The sequence below is a fragment of the Flavobacterium sp. MFBS3-15 genome (assembly GCF_026107645.2).
Taxonomy (GTDB): Bacteria; Bacteroidota; Bacteroidia; order Flavobacteriales; family Flavobacteriaceae; genus Flavobacterium.
Window position 1 is genome coordinate 1 of record NZ_JAPCHV010000021.1, and the last position, 25624, is coordinate 25624.

At 45.7% G+C, this 25624-nt stretch carries 25 protein-coding genes; 7 read left to right on the plus strand and 18 right to left on the minus strand.

Annotation, left to right across the window (positions count from 1 at the left end; genetic code table 11):
• Positions 1–179: 179 nt before the first annotated feature.
• The 6 genes from OGH69_RS16120 to rmuC all read right to left on the minus strand — a co-directional run bounded on the left by OGH69_RS16120 (position 180) and on the right by rmuC (position 8865).
• On the minus strand, positions 180–2252 hold the full coding sequence (locus tag OGH69_RS16120) for an FG-GAP-like repeat-containing protein (RefSeq protein WP_265175522.1): 2073 nt from the start codon (positions 2250–2252) through the stop codon (positions 180–182).
• A gap of 88 nt (positions 2253–2340) precedes the next feature.
• Complete coding sequence (locus OGH69_RS16125; protein ID WP_265175523.1) at positions 2341–4377, minus strand: FG-GAP-like repeat-containing protein; 2037 nt, start codon at positions 4375–4377, stop codon at positions 2341–2343.
• 27 nt (positions 4378–4404) lie between these two features.
• Positions 4405–5481: a hypothetical protein gene (locus OGH69_RS16130; RefSeq protein ID WP_265175524.1), complete on the minus strand. Its 1077-nt coding sequence runs from the start codon at positions 5479–5481 to the stop codon at positions 4405–4407.
• Positions 5482–5619: 138 nt separating this feature from the next.
• On the minus strand, positions 5620–6708 hold the full coding sequence (locus OGH69_RS16135) for a hypothetical protein (RefSeq protein WP_265175525.1): 1089 nt from the start codon (positions 6706–6708) through the stop codon (positions 5620–5622).
• Between the two features lie 73 nt (positions 6709–6781).
• On the minus strand, positions 6782–7324 hold the full coding sequence (locus OGH69_RS16140; protein WP_265175526.1) for an acyl-CoA thioesterase: 543 nt from the start codon (positions 7322–7324) through the stop codon (positions 6782–6784).
• A gap of 149 nt (positions 7325–7473) precedes the next feature.
• Positions 7474–8865, minus strand: coding sequence for a DNA recombination protein RmuC (gene rmuC, locus OGH69_RS16145; RefSeq protein WP_265175527.1), 1392 nt, complete (start codon positions 8863–8865; stop codon positions 7474–7476).
• Positions 8866–9059: 194 nt separating this feature from the next.
• Here rmuC and OGH69_RS16150 point away from each other — a divergent pair, with 194 nt between their 5' ends.
• Positions 9060–9356 (plus strand): hypothetical protein, encoded by a 297-nt coding sequence (locus OGH69_RS16150; protein WP_265175528.1) that lies wholly within the window; start codon positions 9060–9062, stop codon positions 9354–9356.
• 23 nt (positions 9357–9379) lie between these two features.
• Positions 9380–9958: a hypothetical protein gene (locus tag OGH69_RS16155; protein WP_265175529.1), complete on the plus strand. Its 579-nt coding sequence runs from the start codon at positions 9380–9382 to the stop codon at positions 9956–9958.
• A 61-nt stretch (positions 9959–10019) separates the two neighbouring features.
• Here the strand turns inward: OGH69_RS16155 and OGH69_RS16160 are convergent, their stop codons facing one another.
• From OGH69_RS16160 to OGH69_RS16170, 3 genes are read right to left on the minus strand one after another with little or no spacing between them, the layout of a single operon-like run.
• Positions 10020–10466 (minus strand): GyrI-like domain-containing protein, encoded by a 447-nt coding sequence (locus tag OGH69_RS16160; RefSeq protein WP_265175530.1) that lies wholly within the window; start codon positions 10464–10466, stop codon positions 10020–10022.
• Positions 10467–10518: 52 nt separating this feature from the next.
• Complete coding sequence (locus OGH69_RS16165; protein WP_265175531.1) at positions 10519–11058, minus strand: hypothetical protein; 540 nt, start codon at positions 11056–11058, stop codon at positions 10519–10521.
• Between the two features lie 54 nt (positions 11059–11112).
• Complete coding sequence (locus OGH69_RS16170) at positions 11113–11652, minus strand: DUF2892 domain-containing protein (RefSeq protein WP_265175532.1); 540 nt, start codon at positions 11650–11652, stop codon at positions 11113–11115.
• 180 nt (positions 11653–11832) lie between these two features.
• Here OGH69_RS16170 and rpmH point away from each other — a divergent pair, with 180 nt between their 5' ends.
• The 3 genes from rpmH (at position 11833) to OGH69_RS16185 (ending at position 15770) form a co-directional block, all read left to right on the plus strand.
• Positions 11833–11994, plus strand: a complete 162-nt coding sequence (gene rpmH, locus OGH69_RS16175) for a 50S ribosomal protein L34 (RefSeq protein ID WP_026979292.1) — start codon at positions 11833–11835, stop codon at positions 11992–11994.
• 214 nt (positions 11995–12208) lie between these two features.
• On the plus strand, positions 12209–15061 hold the full coding sequence (gene carB, locus OGH69_RS16180) for a carbamoyl-phosphate synthase large subunit (RefSeq protein ID WP_265175533.1): 2853 nt from the start codon (positions 12209–12211) through the stop codon (positions 15059–15061).
• Between the two features lie 136 nt (positions 15062–15197).
• Positions 15198–15770 (plus strand): hypothetical protein, encoded by a 573-nt coding sequence (locus tag OGH69_RS16185; RefSeq protein WP_265175534.1) that lies wholly within the window; start codon positions 15198–15200, stop codon positions 15768–15770.
• Positions 15771–16000: 230 nt separating this feature from the next.
• On the opposite strand, the gene OGH69_RS16190 is transcribed toward OGH69_RS16185, so the two are convergent.
• From OGH69_RS16190 to OGH69_RS16230, 9 genes are all read right to left on the minus strand, one after another.
• A complete protein-coding gene (locus OGH69_RS16190) occupies positions 16001–16615 on the minus strand; it encodes a WbqC family protein (RefSeq protein ID WP_265175535.1) in 615 nt (204 codons plus the stop codon).
• Between the two features lie 20 nt (positions 16616–16635).
• Positions 16636–17004 (minus strand): four helix bundle protein, encoded by a 369-nt coding sequence (locus OGH69_RS16195; RefSeq protein WP_265175536.1) that lies wholly within the window; start codon positions 17002–17004, stop codon positions 16636–16638.
• 69 nt (positions 17005–17073) lie between these two features.
• Entirely contained in the window at positions 17074–18636 is a 1563-nt protein-coding gene (gene lepB, locus OGH69_RS16200) for a signal peptidase I (RefSeq protein WP_265175537.1), read from the minus strand.
• A 45-nt stretch (positions 18637–18681) separates the two neighbouring features.
• The gene (dapB, locus tag OGH69_RS16205; protein WP_265175538.1) at positions 18682–19380 is read right to left on the minus strand and encodes a 4-hydroxy-tetrahydrodipicolinate reductase; all 699 of its coding nucleotides are present in this window, start codon (positions 19378–19380) and stop codon (positions 18682–18684) included.
• Between the two features lie 5 nt (positions 19381–19385).
• A complete protein-coding gene (locus OGH69_RS16210; RefSeq protein WP_265175539.1) occupies positions 19386–19961 on the minus strand; it encodes a DUF5683 domain-containing protein in 576 nt (191 codons plus the stop codon).
• Entirely contained in the window at positions 19961–20860 is a 900-nt protein-coding gene (locus OGH69_RS16215; protein WP_265175540.1) for a ParB/RepB/Spo0J family partition protein, read from the minus strand. Before OGH69_RS16215 ends, OGH69_RS16210 begins: the two co-directional genes overlap by 1 nt.
• Positions 20857–21636, minus strand: a complete 780-nt coding sequence (locus OGH69_RS16220; protein ID WP_265175541.1) for a ParA family protein — start codon at positions 21634–21636, stop codon at positions 20857–20859. Before OGH69_RS16220 ends, OGH69_RS16215 begins: the two co-directional genes overlap by 4 nt.
• 128 nt (positions 21637–21764) lie before the next feature.
• Complete coding sequence (locus OGH69_RS16225; protein WP_265175542.1) at positions 21765–23048, minus strand: T9SS type A sorting domain-containing protein; 1284 nt, start codon at positions 23046–23048, stop codon at positions 21765–21767.
• Between the two features lie 183 nt (positions 23049–23231).
• Positions 23232–24113 carry an SDR family oxidoreductase gene (locus OGH69_RS16230; protein WP_265175543.1) on the minus strand — a complete coding sequence of 294 codons (882 nt, stop codon included), beginning with the start codon at positions 24111–24113 and terminating at the stop codon, positions 23232–23234.
• A 176-nt stretch (positions 24114–24289) separates the two neighbouring features.
• Between OGH69_RS16230 and OGH69_RS16235 the strand changes: the two genes are divergently transcribed.
• Together OGH69_RS16235 and OGH69_RS16240 are read left to right on the plus strand one after the other, a co-directional pair.
• Positions 24290–24796 (plus strand): hypothetical protein, encoded by a 507-nt coding sequence (locus OGH69_RS16235; protein WP_265175544.1) that lies wholly within the window; start codon positions 24290–24292, stop codon positions 24794–24796.
• A gap of 11 nt (positions 24797–24807) precedes the next feature.
• A complete protein-coding gene (locus tag OGH69_RS16240) occupies positions 24808–25566 on the plus strand; it encodes an LVIVD repeat-containing protein (protein ID WP_265175545.1) in 759 nt (252 codons plus the stop codon).
• Positions 25567–25624: the final 58 nt, after the last annotated feature.

Here is a 25624-nt window from a genome sequence, read left to right on the forward strand (position 1 = left end):
CAACAGCTCGTTTAAAGGCTTCACTGTACCTAATACTCGGGGATAAACCTGTCCCCTTAGAATCCTGCTTTTTCATAATATTGACATTTATTAGTCAACTTTTTTCAGGACGAGACAATGTTAAAAAAATCCCCGTTTTACGCAATGCAAAACGGGGATGATAATTTTATAAGTAAAAATTACTCTTTAATGAACTTCGCCGTATGCTGCTTTCCTGATTTATCATTCAGGATGATGATGTATGTGCCTTTAGCCAGTTGTTGTACCGGCACTGTTGCGTCATTTACATCAGCTGTTTTTACCAGCCTGCCTGTCAGATCGTAGATGTTTGCTTTTACAATGTCAAGGCTGGCACCGTTGATGCTCAGCAGGTCTTTCGCAGGGTTAGGGTAAAGTGAAATCGTCGGGCTGTTTTTTTCGGTAAGGCCCAGTCCTATTCCTTCTACGATGTGAATTGTCTGGTTCACACCCGGATTTTCAATAGTGTCTACGATTCCCGAAGGCCATTTAATGACAACATGATCTATCGCTTCGTTTGACCCAAGTCCAAAATGGGCATTGAGCGTGCTCATGTACTGGAATCCGTCACCACTTCTTATTTCACGAATTTGTTTCTCTGTAGCGCTGGTAAATACTTCCACTCGGGCACCAATGCCATTTCGGTTACTTTCTGTTCCGCGAAGGGTTACTTTGAGCCAATTGTTGCCGTTATCGTGCCCAAAATAGATTTTATTATCATTTTGAACATCAAGAAACCCGTCATTATTCAGGTCGCCCACAGGGCCGGGAGGGAAAGGTACTATAACCGGGCTGAAAGAGAAATTGCCATTATTGTACATTATTATGTTGCCTATCCCTGAAACAGCACTTCCTCCGCCAATGATGTCTACAAAACCATCGTTGTCAAAATCATGAGCCAGGTATTCACGGCTTGTCGTAGTGAGCGTATCATAACCCGACCCTAGGGTTACATTGGTAAATGTGCCATTCCCATTGTTCTTCATTAATTTACTAGATGAGGTCACTATTATGTTGCCGACGTTGAGGGAAGTGTGTCCTCCTACAAGTACGTCCATGTTTCCATCATTGTCATAGTCGGCCCATGCGCTAGCCCAGGATTGATGATAATCTGCAAAGCCAAGTTCATCGGCTACGTTAGTAAAAGTGCCGTCGCCATTATTCCTGTGTAGTTCGTCTATTGCAGCATCATTATTTGCCCCCTGGCATTTGGCTATGAACAGGTCAATGTCGCCATCACTGTCGTAATCTGTCCATATCGATCCGTAATCACCTCCTGTAGGATAGGATCCCAAATCGGGAGCACCGTTAACACCACTCTGTTTCCAAATGCCACCACCGTTTCCATCATTCATCAAAAAAATGTTAGCGCCTGTGTCATGGCATACAAACGCATCCAGATTACCATCATTGTCAATGTCTACAAAGTTAGTTCGTTGGGAGAAAACATACTGTTGGGTCTTTATTAATGTATCAAAAGAAGTTAAGGTAGAGTTCGTAAGTAATACCATTGCTCCTCCCTGGCTTCCGTATAATAAGTCATTTAAACCGTCATTATTATAGTCTCCTACTGCAATACTCCAGGATGGATTATAGTTCGACATGCTATTTTCTGTACTCGTTAGTGTTCCCATATCGAAGCCACTACCATCATATCTTTGATACATTATTTCTACCAAATTGCCCGCATAATTTGGAAAGATAATATCATCAAGGTAATCACCGTTCATGTCTGCAACATAGCGCCTGTACCCTTCAATGTTGCTATTTAAAAGATATGGGGTGAATAAGGGTGGAGTATATTCATTTTCCCCTAACGTAAAGGAAAAGTCATCACTGTCCCAGTTGTCGTCAAAAGCGATGAAATAGGTTATTCCGGGTTCAGCGGTAAATTGTGCAAAGGATGTATAGTAGCCGGGACTGCTGTCGTCATTACCGCCGACACATACAAGGCTTGAGCAGCTTCCTTTGTAAATGTGTACCCGTGTATCGCTGTCAGATCCGGCAGTACTTACATGAGCCGTAAGGAGTTCTGTTGGGGTGTAAGCATACCACGCGCCTCTAAATGGTGAATTGTTGCTTCCGCTGGCGCATACAGGCTGTGGTACTTGGCTCCCGTTCATGAATGTTACATTATGTATCCCCGGGGTTACTGCAAGTGCATTGGTGCAATTTTGCTGTGCATGCAGCCATAATGAAAATAGGGTTAATGTGAGGGTAAAAATTTGCTTCATGTGTTAATTGAGTTGGTGGTTATTTGTTTAACAACAAATCCTGTTCCATATTGCTATGAAACAGGATTATATTTAAATAAAATTTTTCCTATTCTTTAATAAACTTTGCCGTATGTTGCTTTCCTGATTTATCATTCAGGATGATGATGTATGTGCCTTTAGCCAGTTGTTGTACCGGCACTGTTGCGTCATTTACATCAGCCGTTTTTACCAGCCTGCCTGTCAGGTCGTAGATGTTTGCTTTTACAATGTCAAGATTGTCGCCGCTAATGTTCAGGACATCTTTGGCTGGGTTGGGATACAGGCTGAAAAGCTCCCTGCCCGCTTCGCCCACGCTAAGCGGAAATGCCCCTTCTGCCACTAACAGCGACTGGTTTATAACGGCATTTTCTATCACGTCCACAGTCCCTGAAGGCCATCTAACGACAACTTTTTCAATCGTTTCATGGGTTCCGAGTCCAAAATGGGCATTCAACGACCCCATGTATTCAAAGCCGTCGCCACTGCGTATTTCCCGAATCATCTTATGATCAGGCGATGTATATACTTCTACACGGGCACCGATGCCGTTGCTGTTGCTTTGCACGCCCTTAAGGTGTATTTTCAGCCAGTTGTTGCCATTATCATACCCCAAGTGCAATGTAGTTCCGTTTTGTATATCCAAAAAACCATCGTTATTAAGGTCGCCTACAGGGCCGGTTCCGGGCGCTACATTTACAATGTTGAAGGTCATGTCGCCGTTATTGTATAAAATATAATGCCCTCCGCCAAGTATATCTAAAAAGCCATCATTGTTGAAGTCATGGGTTACATAGTCCCTGCTGGTCCCTGTAAAAGTATCCAGCCCCGAGCCGGTGGTAATATTAGTAAAAGTACCATCGCCGTTATTCTTCATAAGCTTTTGCGTAAACAGTGATCCGTCAAGTCCGGCATTACTTCCCACAAGTACATCCATGTAGCCGTCATTGTCAAAATCCCCCCATGCGCTCGACCATGCCTGATGGAAGTCTGCAAAGCCGAGTTCCTGGGCTACGTTCGTAAAGGTTCCGTCGCCGTTATTGCGGTGCAGTTCATCTTTGGCTGCATCATTGTTTGCTCCCCTGCATTTAGCGATAAACAGGTCGATATCACCATCATTGTCGTAGTCAGTCCATAAAGAGGCATAGTTTCCGCCTGAAAAGTAAACCCCAAGGTCGGGTGCACCATTTATGCCGCTTCGCTTAAAGCTCCCGCCTCCGTTACCTGTATTAAGAAAATATACGTTTGCGGCATTGTCATCGCAAATGAAAGCATCAAGATTACCGTCGTTGTCAATGTCAACAAAATTGGTACGTTGCGCAAGGAAGCTTTCAGGTGTGTCAAGCTTAGCGTCAAATGCCGTTCCGGTGCTGTTAGAGAGCATTACTGTTCCCCCGCCCCCGCTTCCGTAAAGTAGGTCGTTAAACCCATCTTTATTATAATCGCCTGCGGCTATGCTCCAGTAGGGCATGTTCATCGTGTTGGGCGAAGTAAGGTTGGCCGGTGTAAAGCCGCTTCCATTTGCAGCCTGGTATAAAATATGGACTACGCCGTTGTCTACCCCAATAATATCGTCAAGGTAGTCGCCGTTCATGTCGACAACGCAATTTGTAATCCCGTTGATGTTTACAGACTGCTGCGTAAAGGCAGGAGCAATAAACTCTGCTTCGGTAAGGGTAAAGGAAAAATTGTCGCTGTACTCGCCTGTTCCTTCCCAGTTGTTGTCAAAAACAATATAGTAGGTAACATTTGCCTGGGCCATAAAGGTTGCAATGGAGGTATAGGCTGGGCCACCATCATCATCGCCCCCCACACAGCTAAGCGTGCCGCAGGTTCCGCTGTAAATGTGTACGCGTGTATCAAACATCGATGCCGCGGTACTTACGGTGGTGGTATGGAGCGCGGTTGGGGTGTAGGCAAACCATGCCCCTTTGGATATTGTGTTGTTAGTGCCGTTGGTACAAATGGGTGATGGTACCTGGCTGCCGGCCGTCAGCGCGACACTGTGAGTACCGGGGGTAACAACCTGCGGATGGCCGCAGTCCTGCTGTGCAAGCAAACCAAGTGGAGCCATACACAACAGGGCAAGGGTAAAAATTTGTTTCATAGTCAATTATTTTAGTTAGTAGTTATGTTACGGACATGGGCTGTCCATAGAATTTATCCATTCGGTTATCATAGCAACCGCTTCTTCATGCACAATGCTCCTCCCAAGCAAAGGCATCCTCTCATTCGGGTTCACCGACTTTATCCGGTAGGCCAGGGCAGAGCGAAGCGTATTTCTTTTCGCAACAATATAACTTAGCGAAGGGTTAATGTTGTCCTGAGGGGGTACGCATATGCCAAGGTTTTCAGGGCTGCCTGTTTCGCTGAAGGCAAAACGCATCGACATATAGTCGCAGTGTGAGTTTTCCTTGTGGCAGTGAGCGCAGTTGATATCAATGTAGGAACGTACCCTCAAATCCAGGGGCTTGCTTGTATCAGTCCAGTCTACGGTCGATACTACCCCGTTGGGCTTATCGTCAAGATAACCTTCTTCTACCCATCGCGAAAGCTGGTCCTGTTGCCCTTCAGGGTAGGAGAAATTCTTATTCAGGTTTTGCGGCTTGGGGCCTATGGGTACAGGGCTGTCGTTTGTTTTATGGCAGGTGAGGCATTCCGATTGCGAAGGAATTCTGTAGTCAGCAGATTTTGTAATTCCATTCTCTGTCCAGGATACATTAGTATAGCTGCCGTCGGTATTAAGTACTGCCTCGGTCTGGTCATCGTTCCAAATGTAATTGGCAAATATCCAGGCATCACCTTTTTTTATAAGCAGCCTGGTTTCTATTATTCGTGTAGTATTGGATGGCTGCACATTATCATAATAGAAAGTCTTTATCAGCACAGTGCCGACAGGAAAGTTTAACGTCTCCGAATCCGAAATGTAGGTAGCATTCACGCCTTCGGGCATCCAGATAAACCTTTTTTTATGCGCATAGTCGGTAAAAAGCGCGCTGTTCAGGTCGTAGGGAAGAACCTTGTAGGCAGGATCCTGGTTTTTCATTTCCCCTTCAAAAAATTTGTAATCGGAAAGCTTGGGATAAGGTACGGCATTCAGGTCGAGCTGAACGGGTGAGACCCTTTTGTAGTCTTCATCTTCTCCGCATGAAGTAAGTGCAATGAATGGAAGTAAAATCAATAAAATTTTTAAAGCGTAAGGTTTTTTCATAGCGTTATCGTAGCAATTTGTGTAAAACGATAACAAATATAATATTTTAACCTTTTGTTTGCAGGTTTTGTTAAAGAAATGTTAGTATCTTGTGTGTTAAAAGTTTATCCGTCAAAATACAAAAAAAGCGGATAAAGTTTAGGGGCATGTCCCTTCCATTGAATTTATCCATTCTTCTATCAATGCCAGTGCCTCGGCATGTATCACCGTACGGCCGGTAATGGGCATCATTTCATTGGGATCGTTAGTGCTCATGCGAAAATGTAATAGCGACATTTCAATATTTTGCTTTGCAACCAAATGTGTCTGATCACCTGTTACATAATCCTGTGGCTCTATGCAAACCCCCAGGTTAGCAGGGTTGTCAGTATGCAAAAAGTCGAGTTTTAAAGGTGTGCCCTGACATTGGCCCCCATCGGTATGGCAGTGAGCGCAGTTGGCATCAAGGTAGGAGCGTACACGGAGTTCTAAAGGTTTTGTTGTGTCTTCCCAATCGATCGTTGTGGAAATGTTTGTAGAATAACCCTCAGCAAGATATCCAGCTTTTACCCATTTTGTTAGCTGATTTTCGGCCCCATCAGGATAATTGTACGCCTTATTCAGGTTTTGAGGCTTGGGGCCTATTGGTACCGCCCTGTCATTACTCCGGTGGCACAAGTAACAATCCATGGCAGTAGGGATCTTGTAGTTAATGTTTCGCGGACTGCCGTTGTGGTTCCATGCTACCCTGACCGTACCGCCTGCATTAAGCACCGCTTCAGTTTGTTCGCCATTCCATTTATAGGTAGCAAAAATCCATCCTTCAGCTTTTTTTATCATCAGGCGTGTTTCTATAATAACTGTCGTTCCGCTTGGGATGGTATTTTCGTAATAAAAATTCTTTATTAATATGCTTCCGGTAGGAAAATCAAGCACCTTTCCGTCCTCATTATACGTTGCCGCAACCCCCTTCGGCATCCATACAAACCTTTTCTTCTGTGCATAGTCGGTGAAGAGCGAGCTGTTCAGGTCATAAGGCAACACGCCATAAGCAGGCTGGAGGTTTTTCATATCACCCTCAAAGAATTTGTATTTCGAAAGGCTGTCGAAAGGCACTGAGGCCAGGTCCAGGACTACGGGTGATACCGGCTCATATTCTCCTTCACTGCTGTCGTCGGTGCCACAGGATATCACTATAGCTAATGCTATGGTAAGGAGTGATAGTAGTAAGAAGTAGTTTTTTTTCATTGCCTTTAATGGGTTGAGCCGATGGCAAATATATAAAAATCCCGAGAGGTTTGCGGCTGCGTGAAAATTTCTGCTACAAGTCCAGTACTATCCGGTACTGTTTTAAGGACTCTAATGATTCGGCAGAGGTGTAACCAAACCTGGTTTCATGCTGCTCATGCTCCTTCTTTTGGGCTATGCGCTTCAGGGCGTTGCAAAAGCGGCGCACCTCTTCCTGACCCGAGAGTATCAGCTTTGGTACGGTAACGTTTTTACCCGAATCGTCTTTTGCGACCATGGTAAAATACGACGAGTTGCAGTGCTTTACCTTGCCCGTCTGTATGTTTTCCGAAGTTACCCGAATGCCCACCACCATCGAGCTGTTGCCCACGTAGTTTACCGAGGCTTTCATGGTCACGAGCTCGCCCACCTCAATGGGGTTCAGGAAGTCTACTGTATCTACCGATGCTGTTACGCAATAGCTACCGCTGTATTTTGATGCCGACGCAAATGCGATCTGGTCCATCAGCATCAGTATATACCCGCCGTGTATCTTCCCGCTGAAGTTGGTGTGTGAGGGCAGCATCAGTTCGGATATGGTGATTTTTGAAGCACTTACTTTTTTTGAGATTTCCATAGTAACAATAAGGAGTGCATTAACCACACGGGTACATAGTTATAAGTAAAAATACCTTCATATAGCTGAAGCGTAGCTTCATCTTTGTGGACTATAACAACCTTTCCGCGGAAACTATAGCCTATGTATCTATGTGGTTAAAATATTTTTTATTGGTTTAATAATTCGTCTTCAATATTTCCGTCTTCTTCCTGCTGCAAGGCACGGCTCAGTATATTTTCAGGCAGCGACTTTTTCGCTTTGGCGCCCATTTTCTTCAGCTTTTCGATACTGGTGATGATGTTCCCGCGGCCGTCTACAAGCTTGCCCATGGCATTCTGGTACTCGCTTTGGGCATCGCGCATCTTGTTGCCTACTTTCGTCAGGTCGCTTACAAAGCCCTCGAATTTGTCATACAGCGCACCGGCCTGGCGGGCTATCTCGTAAGCGTTCTCCTGCTGCTTTTGGTTGGTCCACATGCTGTCAATGGTGCGCAGGGTAGCCAGCAGCGTGCTTGGGGTAACGATCACGATATTGCGCTCAAAAGCCTTGTTATACAGTGATGGATCTTCCTGCAACGCGCAGGCAAATGCCGGCTCCATCGGGATGAACAGCAGTACGAAATCCGGGCTTTCAATCTTATAAAGGTCGTGGTAGTTTTTCTCGCTAAGCTGGTCAATATGGCGGCGTATGGAGTTGCAATGCTCTTTTACGTGTACAGCCTTCAGCACATCGTCCTCCTCATTGACATAACGCTCGTAAGCTACAAGTGATACCTTCGAGTCGACGATCATCTTTTTTCCATCCGGCAGGTTGATGACCACATCCGGCTGCACCCGGCTGCCTTCTTCAGTAGCATGGCTTTGCTGTACGTAATATTCGCGGCCCTTTTCAAGGCCCGACTTTTCCAGTACACGCTCGAGGATAAGTTCACCCCAGTTGCCCTGCATTTTGGTGTCGCCTTTCAGGGCGCGGGTCAGGTTAAGGGTCTCGCGGCTCATTTGTTCGTTCATGTCCTTCAGGCCAATGATCTGCTGGCGGAGTGCAGCATGGTAGTCGATACTTTCTTTGTGGGTATCCTCTACCTTCTTTTCAAACAGGTGAATCTTTTCCTGTAGCGGGGACAGGATGTTTTTCAGGTTTTCCTTGTTTTGCTCGGTAAACTTGTTCGATTTCTCTTCGAGTATCTTATTGGCGAGGTTCTCAAATTCCTTGGTGAATTTCTCACGCAGCTCATCCGTCTCCTGGCGCTGCTCCCGCATACGCTCCCAAAGGTTGTCGAAGTCGGTTTCCTTTTTGGTCAGCTGTACTGTAAGTGCGTCCTTAGCCTGGCGGAGGTCGTCGCGCTCGGTTTGGGTATGGGCAATTTGCTTTTCAAGGTTCAGGCGTTCGGTTTGCGATTGCTGCCTTACCTGTTCAATCTGCATCTGCAGGCTGTTGTTGCGTTCTTCCAGCACCTTTTTTTCGGCAGCGGATTTGGATGAAAATACAGCCTTGCCAACAAATATCCCGATGGCAAGGGCAATGATAAAGGCGAGTAATAAGGTGATGGTTTCGGGCATATAAATGGTTTTTGCTGAGGAGTAAAAGTAAGGAAAATTTGTAGCAAATCAGTGATGTATTATCAGATAACCAATATGAGTGTAAAACCATATGAAACGATATCTTAACAAAACCTCTTTAACTTTTCATTAACATTTAGGTGATTTTTTTTTTTTTTTTTAATTTCGTGTATATCAACCAATTATTTATTTTTATGAAGAAAAAAATTTTAACCACATTAATGCTTTTCGGTATAACCTTTACAGTGTTACCGCAAAGCCTAACATGTTCGTGCGGTAGTATGGCATCGGGTACAACCATCGAATATGAAATTCTCGATCCGGGGACGGAAAATGTTGAATGTTGCAACGAGAGAGCTATCGGTACTAAAAATGCGTTTAAGATTACCTGGATTTCAGGAGGGAGAGGTAGCTACATCATGAGTACCACTACCGTTTATGATACAAGTGCCGAAGCCCAGGCTGAATGTTGCAGGCCACCGGCATCTTAACTTAACAATCTAAATTTTACATCATGAAAAAAATGTTTATTTTTATAGGTTGTGCGGCTTTGACTGCAACAGCTGTAATCGTAGGGTGCTCTGATGAAAAAGAGGTAAATTTAGCGGAACCCGCAAGCCGTGTAGCTGTTTCTGCTGAAAATGCCAAAGGCGAAGTTCCCAGGGACAGGCTGATATATAGTGTCCTGACAAAATCTGCTGAATATTCAGTTAGCGAACTTGAAGCAGAATACAGAAAAGACATAGGTAGTGCCAGACCGGATTACATGACCAATCTTAAGAATATGTGGATGATCATCATTAATCCGAGGGTTTACAATGAAGGGACTGAAGAGCAAAAATTGTTTTTCATCAATGAACAATTGGCGCTTGAAGACAATCTGGCACATTTTGCCGGTTTCTATAATCTTTTGATTTCGTCAAAAACATTAGAGCCTGCGGAAAAGGAGCGCATTGCCAACGAATTTTATGATAAGAACCATAAAGTAATAGCAGAAGCCCAGTGGCCGGATGCCAAAGATGGCAAAAAGAAGGAAAGTGAATTAGCATACGCTAAACGCACATACCATATGCTTTTAAAAACACAGAAGTAATACTATTGAAATTCTGCTGCCTCAAAATTTATTATTTTGAGGCAGTTTTTTATACACAGATTTACTTCACTGATAAATAAATCTCCACTTCCGCATTGTTCCAGTCCATATTCCCGCGGTAAATCTCAAAATCATACCCATAGGCCCTGTCAATGTCGCGCTGCCAGATGTCGCGCCAGGCCTCTGCTACGCAATTCGGCATTTTGCCTTTGGCGGTTACCACCTCATAGTTCTGTACGGGGATGGTAATGCTGTCGAGTCCGTCAGGCACTTCGGTTCCATCTTCCACCGGGCAGCCAATGAAGTAGGAGTAGGGGTCGGTGTGGTCGCCGTCATATTCAAAGTACACGGCATAGGTATCGTCATTAAGTTTATTAGGTATCTTATTCGTCACAAACCCGCCCATGTACGACTGCCACAGCGCGCCACAGTCTTCCATGGCTTTTTCGTTTTTGTTGGTGGTCTTGTAGCCGAGTTTCAGGCCAATGAGGGTGAGGGGAGTGTTCATTTTCTATTTTTGATTTTTGATTGATTACCATATTTTCCACCATGGTTTTATACTATGGCGCTGTTTTTAGACCAGTGATTTTTTTAGTATCTATATCGAGGGCAAATTCCAGCCAGTCGGGTTCATCGTGGCTGTATACGTATTCCGAATAAAGTCCTTTCAAAATATTGTTTTCAAGAGAAAGATTTTGAAAGCCTTCAAGTGCAATATATTCCGAAATCCAAACACTGCTATTTTTTTCAAGAATAGTTAACTGCATATCGTCATACATTATTATTTGGCCTTTGCTTGATGGAAGTGCGCCATTATAATTGCTTTCTAAAACCGACAAAGGTGTTTCCTGTTCCGGATTCATTATATAACCAGCACCACCGGCAATGACTAGTAGTTTTGATTCTGAAAGTTCAATTACAGTGTTGAATTTCTTTATTCCGGTTTTAAAATTGGCTACCCATTCATGGCCATTGGATTTGAAAAATTTCACAACAAATCCCTCGGAATAGTCTGGGTCGTATGATCTGCCATCGTTAACCGTCACGTACATTGGACCTGTAGCAGGAAGGTGTTTTAGTATTTCATAAGTTTTTGCCATTAGCCAAATGTAAAAATAAAAGCATAAAAAAACCGCCCTTCCGGACGGTCATTCTTAATATCTTCTCATCTGCACCTGCGGGCCTTTCTTCATCTGGTCCTTCATCATTTTTATCTGGTCCTTCAGCATGCCGTGCTTATCAAGTTTTTTGGCTTCGGCCAAAAGCTTTTCGGCTTCCATCTTGCGGTTCTTGCTCATCGCAATGCCGGCAAGGTTCAGCTTTACCATCGCCATGTCCTGGTCCATGCTCAGGCCAAGTTCCACCGCCTTTTTAAGGTGTTTTTCGGCAAGGGTAAGGTTGGTCTGCGAAAGCATAAGCCCCTTCAGGTAATTGTAGTACCCCTGTTGTTTTTTTACCAGTGCGCTTTCCGGGTTCTTTATTTTATCGAGCCATTTGTTGGCGCCGTCAAAGTTCTGCTTCCTCAGTTGCAGGAACGCCATGATGATGTACTCGTTCTTAAAGTAGAGCAGTATCACAAGGCCGATGATCAGCAGCAGGAATATCCCGTTGCCAATGTTTCCTTCGGTAAATTGCCATACCGCGGTTGCCAATAATAATGCGGCAATAACGAGCTTTATATTTTTATTGAACATGATGTCTGTGTGTTTTTGCGGTTGCAAAGGTAATAAAAGCAGTTGTATAGATTTAAAAAATATTTTTAATAAACTGCTTGTGAGGTAAAAAAAGCTTTGTATATTTGCACTCGGTTTTGGAAAGGCGCTTTCCTTTTGGCCCCAGTAAGATATTTCAATAAGATTTAAAGATACAAAGCAATGAGTAAGAGAACGTTTCAACCATCGAAAAGAAAAAGAAGGAACAAGCACGGTTTTATGGAAAGAATGGCTTCTGCCAATGGAAGAAAAGTGCTTGCTCGCAGAAGGGCTAAAGGAAGGCATAAACTAACCGTTTCAAGCGAACCTAGGCACAAAAAATAATGTTTGGATACAAGCATACATAAAGGCGTTACCTGTATTGGTAACGCCTTTTTTTTATAATGACCTCACCCCAGCTTCTAGAAAAAAAATCGGAAAGAGTGTTACGTCCCGTCACCCTCTCCTTTGGAGAGGGTCGGGAGAGGACAAACACGGCTGGGGTCTGAAGAAAAAACACTAAATTTGCACGCAATAAACAACAACGACAACACAAACAATGCCTAAAGACACATCCATCAAATCCATCCTGATCATTGGTTCCGGTCCCATCATCATAGGCCAGGCCTGCGAATTCGACTATGCCGGCTCACAGGCGGCGCGCTCCATCAGGGAAGAGGGTATCGAGGTGATCCTCATCAACTCCAATCCGGCTACCATCATGACCGACCCATCCATGGCCGACCATGTGTACCTGAAGCCGCTGACCACCAAGTCGATCATCGAAATTTTAAAGGCACACCCGAACATCGATGCCGTACTGCCAACCATGGGAGGGCAAACCGCGCTCAACCTGTGCCTTGAAGCAGAGGAAAAAGGCATCTGGGCCGACTTCAATGTGCGCCTGATAGGGGTAGACATCAATGCTATCAACATTACCGAAGACAGGGAGCAGTTCAAGCAGCTTCTTGAAAGGATTGAAATACCTGCCGCACCGGCCAAAACGGCCAACTCGTTCCTGAAGGGGAAAGAGATCGCGCAGGAATTCGGTTTCCCGCTGGTTATCCGCCCTTCCTTTACACTGGGAGGTACCGGGGCGGCTTTCGTGCACCATAAAGAAGATTTCGATGAGCTGCTTACCCGCGGCCTTGAGGCTTCGCCAATCCACGAAGTGCTTATAGATAAAGCGCTTTTAGGGTGGAAGGAATACGAGCTGGAGCTCCTTCGCGACCAGAACGACAACGTGGTGATCATCTGTTCCATTGAGAACATGGACCCGATGGGCATCCACACAGGCGATAGTATTACCGTTGCGCCGGCCATGACGCTATCGGACAAAACGTATCAAAAAATGCGCGACATGGCGATAAAAATGATGCGCAGTATCGGGAACTTCGCGGGCGGCTGTAATGTGCAGTTTGCCGTAAGCCCCGATGAAAAAGAAGACATCGTTGCCATTGAGATCAACCCGCGTGTGTCGCGTTCATCGGCACTGGCATCAAAAGCAACAGGTTACCCGATCGCCAAGATCGCATCGAAGCTGGCACTGGGTTACAACCTTGACGAGCTGCAAAACCAGATCACCAAATCAACTTCGGCCCTGTTTGAGCCTACGCTTGACTATGTGATCGTAAAGATACCGCGCTGGAACTTTGATAAGTTCGAAGGTGCCGACCGTACCCTTGGCCTGCAGATGAAGTCGGTGGGCGAGGTGATGGGCATAGGGCGCTCGTTCCAGGAAGCATTACACAAGGCTACGCAGTCGCTGGAAATTAAACGCAATGGCCTTGGCGCCGACGGTAAAGGCTATAAGAATTACGAGCAGATCATCGACAAACTGACCAATGCAAGTTGGGACAGGGTGTTTGTAATATACGATGCGATACAGATGGGTATCCCGTTGAGCCGCATCCACGAAATAACAAAGATCGATATGTGGTTCCTGAAGCAGTACGAAGAATTGTACCTGCTTGAAAAGGAAATCTCGACATTCAAAATAGACAACCTTCCGAAAGAATTGCTTTTGGAAGCCAAGCAAAAAGGCTTTGCCGACAGGCAGATCGCGCACATGATGGGCTGCCTGGAAAGCCAGGTGTACAACCTGCGCGAGGAGATGGGCGTGAAGCGCGTCTACAAGCTCGTGGATACCTGTGCGGCTGAATTTGAGGCAAAAACACCTTACTATTACTCTACCTTTGAGGCCGAGATCGAGAAGGCCGACGGTACACGCTACGTGCATAACGAAAGTATTGTATCGGACAGGAAAAAAGTAGTGGTGCTGGGCTCCGGGCCGAACAGGATAGGACAGGGCATCGAGTTCGACTACTCGTGCGTGCATGGTGTACTGGCGGCATCAGAATGCGGCTACGAGACGATCATGATCAACTGTAACCCGGAGACCGTATCGACCGATTTCGATACCGCCGACAAGCTCTACTTCGAACCGGTATTCTGGGAACACATCTACGACATTATCCGTCACGAAAAGCCGGAAGGCGTTATCGTGCAATTGGGTGGGCAGACAGCGCTTAAGCTGGCCGAAAAGCTGGACCGCTACGGAATCAAAATATTGGGTACCAGTTTTGACGCACTCGATCTTGCTGAAGACCGCGGGCGCTTCTCGGAACTGCTATCGGAACTGAATATACCTTTCCCTAAATTCGGGGTAGCCGAAAATGCTGACGAAGCGTCAAAATTGGCTGATACGCTAGACTTCCCGCTGTTGGTACGCCCATCATACGTACTGGGTGGCCAGGGCATGAAAATCGTGATCAACAAGCAGGAACTTGAAGAGCACGTTATCGACCTTCTGAAAAACATACCGGGCAACAAGCTGCTGCTCGACCATTACCTCGATGGTGCCATTGAGGCTGAAGCCGATGCGATTTGCGACGGCGAGAACGTGTACATCATCGGGATCATGGAACACATAGAGCCGTGCGGGGTGCACTCGGGCGACTCAAATGCGACACTGCCGCCGTTCAACCTGGGCGAGTTCGTAATGCAGCAGATAAAAGACCATACGAAGAAGATAGCCCTTGCCCTGAAAACGGTTGGGTTGATCAACATACAGTTTGCCATTAAGGACGATACGGTGTACATCATCGAGGCCAACCCGAGGGCATCGCGCACCGTGCCGTTCATCGCGAAAGCGTATGGCGAGCCGTATGTGAACTACGCCACAAAGGTAATGCTGGGCCACAACAAGGTAACCGACTTTACCTTCAACCCGCAGCTGAAGGGTTATGCCATCAAGCAGCCGGTGTTCTCGTTCAACAAGTTCCCGGGCGTAAACAAGAAGCTGGGTCCTGAAATGAAATCGACAGGGGAGAGCATCCTCTTTATCGATGACCTGAAGGACGACCAGTTCTACGAGCTGTACTCAAGAAGGAAAATGTACCTGAGCAGGTAACTTCCTTTTAATATTACGCTGTTCCATTTCGACGAAGGAGAAATCTCAAAGCAAATTATTTTTACCGAGATTTCTCCTTCGTCGAAATGGAACAGTATTTTTAATTCCTATGACTATCTTTACCAAAATTTACAATATGAAAAAATCCTTCCTTTTTTCGGTTTTGCTTATTACTTCGCTAAACACATTCGCCCAGGATAAAAAATCCCTGGAGGAACGCACGGTACTCAATTACAGCTACACGGCATCGGAACAATATGAAAAGCTTATGGATTTTACCCATCCAAAAATCTTTACCCTGGTACCGCGCGAAAAAATGGTGGAGATAATGCAGCGTATGACCAAGGGGGACGGGTTTGTCATTACAATTGCGCCGGTTGCACCCCGCTTTAATTTCGGAGAGATTAAAAAAATTGACGATGCGTCATACAGTGTCATTACCTACGACCTTGCGATGAAAATGAGGTTTACGGAACCTGTAGCAGACAGCGAGCTGGACTTTTTACTCGCTTCTTTTAAAACCAACCTTAAGACCGATGATGTTACTTTCGATAAAAGGGACAACTCGTTCAACATAATCAAAAAGTCGCAGTCCGTTGCCGTATGGGATAAAGATTCTAATGGCAAATGGATGTTTGTGAACAACAGCGATGGCCCGATCAAAACAAAGCTGTTCAGTGAAAAGGTAATAAAAGAACTGGGGATATAAAAATATCTTGTTTTTCATTTTCTTTCGGTGTTAATTGATTAAATTAGATTTATAATCAAATAATTATACCCATGGCAAAAAGTCAGGATTCGAAAAAGAATGTAAAGAAAGAGCCTCTTAAAACCGCAAAGGAAAAGAAAGAGGAGAAAAGGGAAAAGAAAAATAAGAAAGATTAAACCCCGTGAAAAACCACTTTATGATGAGTGGCTTTTTTATTGCAACATGGTAAACTACAATCCCTGCTTTTTCAAATACTCCAATGCATACCGCCCTTCGTTGAATAATAGGTCCAATATGCTCAGGTTATTGATATAACCGTGCTTGTCGCCAAACACCTGCGTATACGGCTCAAATTGGGATTTATCCTTCTTTCCGTCTGCGAGGTAGCGGTAGTCCTGCAGCCCATTCGCCTCACGGAAATATTCCACCGTCTTTTCAGGGTTATAATCCATCCCGAGGCAGGAGGTCACGATATCCATGATCTCAAAGTTCAGGTCCATCATAAAGTCATGCTTTTTTTCGAATACCGGGCGTATGTCGTCCTCAAAATATTCGAAGAAAGGAGAGGACCGATAGGCCGCCTCAAGCGACTTGAAATGCTGTTTCTGCCAGTCGAACGCCGGTTCTATTCGAACATCCTTAAACAGCTGCCTGTTGCCGTCGGCACTATGCTTCACGGGAATGTTGAGCAGCTGTACACCATTAGGACTGTATATGTACATCCGGTTGCGGTTGGTCTGCTTTTGGAAGTTGTCCTCCACCTCAAAAACAACCTTGTCGGCCTGTGCAATCGCCACAAAATGGCTTATGGAGGGAAAATATGTCGAGTGTATTAGAATGTCCATTCAGTAATTCGTGGATTTGGTTATTTGATCTGCCCGAGCTGGTAATTTCTCAAGCCATTTAGCTTATTGGTTATACTCTCGAGCAGTGATCTGCAATCCAAATAATCTTTTTCTGTCACAAAGCCCAGTTCAAAAGAGATTATTAATTGATTTAGAGCCTCTACTGACGATCCGAATGCCATTGTAGTAAAATGGGCTTTGTCTTTAAATGTGCTTCTCGCCGACCCTTCTGCAATATTCGAACAAATTGAGACTGTTGCACGTCGTATTTGATTTGTTAATCCAAATTTTTCGGAATCAGGAAATGATGAAGTTATTTTATAAATTACCTTCGTGAATTCTTTAGACTCCACCCACATGTCCAACTTTTCAAATGAATATACATACATAATGCAAATTTTAAGTTGGTGACCTATTGCGTGCTGATGGTCAAATAACCAAATCCACAAATAACCAAATTAAACTTTCTCTTTTTTCTTTTTCCTGAAATAGCTGAATCCAAACCATAGCACCACTACAATAACAAAATATTTAAAATATGACACCGGCTCGCCATCACCGCCTACAGTAGTAAACATCCTGTCCCAACGGATTTTCTTGCCAATGTTTTTCCACGATTCTTCCCCGTTGATGCTCATCCACACGAATACCGGCTTACCCACTATATGGTCTTCCGGAACAAAACCCCAATAGCGGCTGTCTTCTGAATTGTGGCGGTTGTCACCCATCATCCAGTAATAGTTCTGTTTGAAAGTATAAGTTGTTTCAGGCTTGCCATTGATCAGGATTTGGTTACCGTTTACCTCAAGCGTGTTGTGCTCGTAATCCGTTATGACCATTTTGTAGAAAGGAAGCGTTTCGTTATTCAGCTCAACGGTCTTTCCTTCCTGCGGAATGTATATCGGCCCCATGTCGTCCTGGGTCCAATCCGGTCTTGTGTGCGGGAATATTGAAGTATCTCCCGCATTCGGGTTGGAAGTAAATTTATATTTTTCCACACTTGTTACAAGTGGATTGTTTTTTAGTTTGTCGGCGTTCTCACCTGTTAAAGCTCTGAAAACATATCGGTTATTGCTTGAGTCATAACCGAAGTCTGACCTGTTTATCTGTAATTCATCAACCAGGTATTTGGCATCAAGCATATTACCGTCTTTGGTTGTAACAAAATAAACATGCTGCAGCCTCGCCCTGTCGCTTAGCTTTAATTCTTTATCATTGATATAAACTACCCCACCTTTCAATGCGAATGTGTCGCCCGGGGTACCTACACAACGCTTTACATAGTTCGATTTCTTGTCTACTGGCTTCTTAACGCGTACACCCGACCTGTCCCTGAATTTTACAACCGTATCTATCGGCCAGTTAAATACCACTATATCATTCTTTTCTACCTTTTCAAATCCGGGCAGCCTGAAATACGGCAGCTGTGGCCAGTTGCTGTACGATTTTGTATTGATCACCGGTATGCTGTCATGCACCATCGGTGCGGCAACGGTGGTCATTGGCGTACGGGCACCGTAGTGGAACTTGCTCACAAAAAGGAAGTCGCCCACCAATAGTGTTTTTTCCAACGATGCAGTAGGGATTGTAAACGGCTGCATTACATACGTATGCACGATGGTTGCCACCACAATGGCAAACAGCAGCGAACCTACCGTACTGTCCTTGCGCTCTTCTTCTTCTTCCGGAGTGTAGGCGGTTTTGTCGTTATAATTGATGGCGAAAATGTACAGCCCCAGCGTGGCGATGCCTATCGCAGCATCGGTAGCCGACCTTTTGCCGAATGCACGCAGCACCTGTACCCAAACTACCGGGAACATGATAAGGTTTACAATCGGGATGAACAGCAGTATCGTCCACCATTTCGGCCTGCGGATGATGTCCATCAGCACTACGGCGTTGTAAACCGGCACTGCCGCCTGCCAGCGCTTTTTACCGGCTTTTTCATATAATCTCCATGTTCCTGCAAAATGTACCACCTGTACTGCGAGGAAAAAAATGAACCACTGAAGTAATGTCATTGTATCTTGATTTTTTCTATAAGTATCTTTTTCTCAAAAATGTTACTAAAGGCCAAGCACATCTTTCATGCTGTACACGCCTTTTTTACCCATTAGCCATTCTGCGGCTACTACAGCGCCCAGGGCAAACCCTTCGCGGCTGTGGGCAGTATGCTTTATTTCTATCGAATCTACGTCAGAATCGTAGGTTACCGTGTGCGTTCCCGGCACGCCCTCAATCCTTTTGGCATCAATGAATATCTCATCTTCTTTCGGGTTGCCTATTGCCCAGCTCGAATAATCGGAGTGGGCAATGATGTCCTTGGCCAATGTGATTGCCGTGCCGCTTGGGGCATCGAGCTTTTGCGTGTGGTGTACCTCCTCCATCGAAACCCTGTATTGCTTCAGGGTACCCATCATTTTGGCAAGGTGGGCGTTCAATTCAAAAAAGATGTTCACGCCAAGGCTGAAGTTCGATCCATAAATGAATGCGCCGTTTTTTTCTTCGCACAACTGTGCCATCTCGTGGTAGTGTTCCAGCCATCCCGTTGTACCGGATACCACGGGAATGTCGCTGTTAAGGCAGGCAGCTATGTTGCCCACTGCCGCATCCGGCACACTGAAGTCGATGGCTGCATCGGCATCATTAAGGCCTTCGAAGGTATCGCTGCTGCGCTTTCGGAGTACGATCTCATGGCCGCGCTCCAATGCGATGCGCTCTATTACTTTTCCCATTTTACCGTAGCCCAATAATGCGATCTTCATGTATTCTAAAATTGATAGTTTATGGAAAAGCCGGCATTGTATTGCATGTCGAGCGGATTTTGCTCGAGAGTCGGCTTAAAGGTGAGGTTTTCGTTTACGTTGAACTGCTTCAGGTGCGCATCTACGTTGGCATCCACGATGTTGAGGATGTAAATGCCCACTGTAATCAGCATCGAAAGGTCGCGGTTGCGCTGGTGGAACTTCTGCCCCCGGATGAGGATGTCGTTGCTCAATGGGGCAAGCTCACCCGTTACCGGCTTTCCTGCCAGCCTGTTCTTGTAGGCATTGCGGTACTCGTGGTATTTACCGTTGTTAAAGGAGTAGTAATACAGGCTCACACCCATCCCGCCATAAACCAGCGGCAGCTTCCAGTATTTTTTATTGTATATCTGCCCCAGGCCCGGTACGACAGCCGAATAGAACGCCGCCCTGCCTGGAGCAAGGGGGTCTATGGTGTATGGCTTCAGCATCAGGGAGTCATTTTTTGTAAGATTGATGACTTTAATGTCATCATCCTGCCCAAAAACAGCTGCCGGCGATAGTAGCAAAAGCAATATGGCTATGGAAAGTATGCTTCTCACTACCCTTTTATAAGTTTGATGATCCTGTTGAAGTCCTCTTCCGAGTGGAAAGGTATGGTTATTTTACCCTTGCCTTTGCTGTCAGCCTTCACATCTACCTTAGCTCCAAAAAAGCTGGTTATGGCCTTGGTTTGCTCTTCTTCTATTTTGAAAGGCTCGCCTTTGGCAGGTTTTGCAGGCGCAGGCTTAAGGCTTTCCTGGTAGCTTTTTACCAAAGCCTCGGTTTCGCGTACCGAAAGGTTGCGGCTCACAATCTTCTGGTAAATGTCCGCCTGAGCATCGTGATCCTCAATGTTAATGATGGCGCGCCCATGGCCCATTGAAATAAAGCCGTCGCGTATACCCGTCTGGATGATGGGGTCCAGTTTTAGCAGGCGCAGGTAGTTCGCAATGGTAGAGCGTTTTTTGCCCACACGGTCGCTCATCTGCTCCTGTGTAAGCTGTATCTCGTCCATAAGCCTTTGGTAGCTCAGCGCAACTTCTATAGGGTCAAGGTCGTGGCGCTGGATGTTTTCTACCAGTGCCATAACGAGCGATTCGTTGTCGTTGGCAAGGCGTATGTAGGCCGGGATTGTGGCAAGGCCGGCAAGCTTTGATGCCCTCAGCCTTCGCTCACCCGATATCAGCTGGAATTTGTTATAATCCAGCTTGCGCACGGTAATAGGCTGTATCACACCCAGTTCTTTGATGGATGTGCTCAGTTCCTGCAGTGCTTCTTCGTTGAAGTTGGTGCGCGGCTGGAAAGGGTTTATTTCAATGGCATCAAGCTCAAGCTCTATGATGTTGCCTACCACCTTATCTGCATTCTTGTCCTCAACCGATTTGATGTCGTTTTCAGGGTCTTTAAGCAATGCCGATAATCCTCTTCCTAATGCCTGTTTCTTTATAGCTTTTGTCATAAACCTACTTTAGTGCTGTTTTTCTTTATAATTTCTTCTGCAAGGTTCAGGTAGTTTACCGCCCCTTTGCTTGTCGCGTCATAATTGATGATGCTTTCGCCAAAGCTCGGCGCCTCGCTAAGCTTGATGTTGCGCTGTATCACGGTGTCGAACACCATCTCGTTAAAGTGCTTCTGCACTTCATCTACCACCTGGTTGGACAGGCGCAGGCGCGAATCGTACATTGTGAGGAGCAGGCCTTCAATGTCTAACGCAGGATTGTGTATTTTTTGTACGCTCTTTATGGTATTTAGCAGTTTGCCAAGCCCTTCGAGTGCAAAATATTCGCATTGGATGGGTATCACCACCGAGTCGGCAGCGGTAAGGGCATTCAGTGTCAGCAGGCCTAATGAGGGCGCACAATCAATCAGGATGTAGTCATAATCATCCTTTACGCTTTCCAGCGCCTGCTTCAGCATGTACTCGCGGTTTTCCTTGTCCACAAGTTCAATTTCAATTGCCACAAGGTCAATGTGCGCGGGTATCACCCATACGTTAGGGGCAGTGCATTCCAGTGTTGCCTCTGCAGGCGTGTTGCTGTGCTCGAGTATCTGGTAGGTGCCTATCTCAACGCCTTCCACGTCAATGCCAAGGCCCGAACTGGCGTTGGCCTGCGGGTCGGCATCTATCAGTAACACCTTCTTTTCGAGCACACCCAGCGCAGCCGCAAGGTTAACCGTTGTTGTCGTCTTGCCTACGCCGCCTTTTTGGTTGGCAATTGCTATTATTTTACCCATTTATCGTTTCAGAATTTAGAACCGTAAAAATACAATTATTTATGGTTCGTGAAAACGGAAATTGTTAACATGGGCAAATAAAAAAAGCCACGCATCGCTGCATGGCTTTTCCCTCTTTTTCAGTTGGGTTATTGGATAACCAGTTTTTTAGATACTGTATTTTTACCCGACTCCAGCGTAACGATGTACATGCCCGAAGTGAGGTTCGAAAGGCTGATCTCTTTCGCATTAAAACCATCGGCAGCCAGTTCGGTTTCAAACACTTTAGCGCCTGTCATGGAGTAGATGCTTACCGTATTTTTGGTGGCATTGCTGTTTTGCAGGTCGTAGATGAGCGTGATGTTTTTATCAGAGGAAGGGTTAGGGTAGAAGCCGAATGCGTTCTTGTCAAAACCTTCCATGCCTGCTGTCGATGATACGTTTTTGTAATTGAATGCAAGTGTGCCTGCGGCAGTTCCTGAGAATGCCGTAAAGAACATCCTGTAGATATTGCCGTCTGTATGTTTTATATAGTACGTATTCGTCGGGTTGATAACATAAGCACCGCCTGAAAAAGCTTTCCAGTCGTCACCAATAGTGTTGATGTCAGCAGCATAAGCCGATGCGGCAGGAAGGGCAGGGGTTTCTGCCGTGTTTCCTGTTTCGGCAACCTGCGCTACAGTTACAAGCGGGCTTTGCAGTGCACCTGTAACTTTGTACATTACTGTTTCTCCGCCTGCAGTTACAGGAGAATAATACTGCCTGAATACCATGTCCCAGTCAGCATCGGCAGGAGCTACGGCCACCACATCGTTTGCCGTTAGCGAAAAGTGGGTGAAATTATGTGTTGCGTCAGTCGCAGGGTTAACTGTTTTAACCTGGTCAGCGCTCCAGGCAGCCCCATCCCACGATGCATATTTGAATTCAATGTTCCCGTTGAAAGGGTTGTAATCGTCAATGAATATCTTTTTGTAGGTGTTGTCGGTATATTTCAATACAAATACAATAACGCCTTCTACGTGGTGATTGCCCGGGTTGTAGTTGCCCCAACCGTAGGCAAGGGGCGAATTGTTCACGGCATTGTCAAAAGCGCCTTCACTCCATGTCAGGTGGCTGTTGTAAAGTTCGGTCCATGATGCTTCCTGCGTAACATCAACAGTTGCATATCCGGCTTCGGTGCTTGCTGCCTGGAATACTTTTATCCTGGCATCGTTCACACGGATTGCTCCAAGAGCCATTTGTCCGGCGGCTTTTTCAAAGGAAAGGTCCCAGTTGGCTGCAGCTACAGGGGTCTGTGTATTAGTAGCAAATTTATAATATACCTGGTTGGCATATGCCGGCTGCATTTCAACCGTAACCTGTGTATAGCCTTCCTGAGCCGTAGCAAACATACCTGTAAGCATAGTGGCTGCTAAAAGTAATTTTTTCATCATTGGATGTTTATTTAGATTGATTAAAAATAATTTTGTGTTGCAAATATAGAAATTATTTAAAGTAAGTCTAAATAAGAATTAAAAATTATGGTAAAAAAAGAGCAGGCTGTTTCGGCCTGCTTATTTTATAATATATGTCTAAAAAAAATGAAGGTTTGGCAATAATCAATGAGAAACCATCAACTATTTATCCTTCTTAGCTTTTATCATCATCTCCAGCATGTCCCACATTTCTTCGGGTATGGCTTCAAGCAGGTTAAACTGCCCTGCACCTTTCAGCCATTCACCACCGTCGATGGTTATCACCTCTCCATTTACATACGCAGAAAAATCGGAAACCAGGTAGGCTGCAATGTTGGCCAATTCCTGGTGGTCACCCACGCGCTTAAGCGGTACTTTTTTTGCAAGGTCAAACTTGTCTTTCAGGTCGCCCGGCAGCAGTCTGTCCCACGCACCCTTTGTAGGGAAGGGCCCCGGTGCAATGGCGTTGGAGCGGATGCCATATTTGGCCCACTCCACCGCAAGGCTGCGCGTCATGGCCAGTACGCCGGCTTTGGCTGTTGCGCTCGGCACCACATAGGCCGAACCCGTCCATGCATAGGTCGTAACTATGTTCAGTATGGTCGATTTTTCCTGTTTGGTATCTATCCAGTGCTTGCCAAAAGCGAGCGTACAGTTCTTGCTGCCCTTCAGTACAATGTCGATGATGGTGTCAAAGGCATTCGCTGACAGCCTCTCGGTTGGCGAAATGAAGTTGCCCGCGGCGTTGTTCAGCAGTACATCGGCTTTGCCATACTCATCCAGTACAGCCTTCAGCATGGCCTCCACCTGGTCATAGTGGCGCACATCACACTGTACGGCAAGGCATTTCCCGCCGGTTTGCTCCTCCAGTTCTTTCGCAGTTCCCTGCAGTTTTTCGAGATCGCGCGATGTGATGGCTACGCTGGCGCCCAGTTCCATGAAGTATTTTGTCATCGATTTGCCCAGGCCGCTGCCACCGCCGGTTACTACTATTACCTTGCCTTCGAGCGCATTGTCACGAAGCATTTTATCTGTATAGCCCATAGTTTTTTATGAATGTTGTTTGTTTTGTAAATATATAAAATATTATGCGCGCCTTATTGTTTTGTTTTTTGTATTAACAAGTTCATTATCTTTAGTCTAAAATTAATATGCCCTGACGCAACCGTTTTAGCTTTTTGGCATCATAATGAAATAAACCTGCTATAAACCAATTATTTATGAAACATTTACGACTAATGCTTGCCGGGCTTCCCGTATTGCTGCTGGCAGGCTGTGAGGGGTACGGCGACCCCGACAATGTGGTGCTTACCACCCCGCCCCCGCAGCAATTTGAGCCTATAGTCATGAACCGTGACGAATTTGAAGCTGCCGTGCAGGTAATGCCTGAGCAGGCCATTACCAAAGCCGGGAAAATCTACATCAAGAATGGGTTGCTGTTCATCAACGATGTGCGTAAAGGATTCCATGTGTACAATTATACCGACCCGGCAAATCCCGTGCCGATGGGTTTCATCAATATCCCCGGGTCGACCGACCTTGCCATGAGGGCACATGTTATTTACATCAACCAGGCGACCGACCTGGTGGTGATGTCTTATAGTGAAGACGGTACGATTACATTGGTAGGACGCAACAGGGACGTATTCCCGTCGATGCCGTCGCCAGATGGGACAATAGACAATGTGGCCGATGATGAAGTGATAATAGGATGGGAACAAATTTAAAAAGCAGCATCATGAAAAATTACATATACTATTGTACAGCTTTTATATTCCTGCTTTTCGGATGTTCCGGTGACGGCAGTGGTGCCGATACGGTGAATAACGGCGCTGAGATCGACAAAGGTGACGGTCAGGGAGGTTCACTTGCCGTGTTTGCATTGGTGGATAACTACCTTTATACGGTAGACCATTCCAGCCTCAATGTCTTTTCAGTAATAAACGAGTCAGAGCCCGTTAAGGTGAATACGGTCTCCATTGGCAATAACATCGAAACGCTGTTTGCCCGCGAAGACTATTTGTATATCGGTTCACAAGACGGCATGTACATCTATTCGCTGGCGAACCCTGAAACCCCTACACTTGTTTCTGCTGTGCAGCACTTCACAGCGTGTGACCCGGTAGTGGCCAACGAAACGCACTCCTTTGTTACCCTGCACTCCAACTCCTGGTGCGGCAACATGGTGAATGTGCTCAATGTTTATGATACCTCAAACCCCAATGAACCCATACTCATTAACATGGTTGAACTGAGCTACCCAAAAGGGCTGGGGCTGTATGGTAATTACCTTTTTGTGTGCGATGACAAAATAAAGATATTCGACATTACCAACCCTGAAAACCTTGTGCAGGTAGGTGTCCTCCAGAGGATCTGCCACGATGTTATCATCCGTGGCGATGACCTTTTTGCCATAGGCGAGTTCGGGCTGTACCGCTACCAGCTGAACCCTGACGACATTTCAGACATTGTGGAGAAAAGCAGTATTTCTTTCTAAAAGTCAATACATACAAAAGCCGGTACAGCAATGCACCGGCTTTTGTTTTTTATTTGCC